The sequence below is a fragment of the Thalassotalea sp. G20_0 genome, from assembly GCF_017744175.1.
In the GTDB taxonomy this organism is placed as follows: Bacteria; Pseudomonadota; Gammaproteobacteria; order Pseudomonadales; family Endozoicomonadaceae; genus Endozoicomonas.
Map to the genome: position 1 here is coordinate 1 of NZ_JAGHQV010000434.1, position 614 is coordinate 614.

General features: G+C 59.1%; 1 protein-coding gene. It reads left to right on the forward strand.

Going from position 1 to position 614, the window contains the following annotated elements; genetic code table 11:
• Positions 1–614 (forward strand): hypothetical protein (locus tag J7438_RS26905; RefSeq protein ID WP_209279083.1); only part of this gene is annotated, 614 nt, incomplete at both ends.

Below are 614 nucleotides of genomic sequence, written 5' to 3' on the forward strand. Positions count from 1 at the left end.
GCGGTGAACAGCACGGTCGAAACCTCGGGTAGCTATGCAGACGCCGGCATCGGGGGGGGGCAGATTCAAGGAACGGTTGCCAACACCATGGCGGTGAACAGCTATGTCAATGGCATTAAAGAGGGGAATTCTTCTATCTCCAATGATCAGCTTCTTTGCCAAAAAGCAGACCTGCGTGTGTTAACAGCCAATTGCTCTTCGAGAACTGAATTTCTGGATGCGCTGGATGTTTCGTACAGTGATGCTTGCCCGGTAAATGCCGCTACAGCGACAACAGCCGCTGCAGTGCCAACAGTCGCCACAAGGCGCGGGGCCGTGGTTGCCAATACTACGCAGGTGAACAGTTTTGCCAGGAGCACAGGTTACTCTTCAGGCGTGGCCAGGGAGCCATTACCGGTCACACCGGCATCGACGGTCGCGAACACCACCATGAACGTTTCCGGCCTGCCGGGGGCCACCATGACTATGCCCACACCGGCACCGACGGTCGCGAACTCCACCATGAACGTTTCCGGCCTGCCGGGGGCCACCATGACGCTGCCCACACCGGCACCGACGGTCGCGAACACCACCATGAACGTTTCCGGCCTGCCGGGGGCCACCATGACTATGCC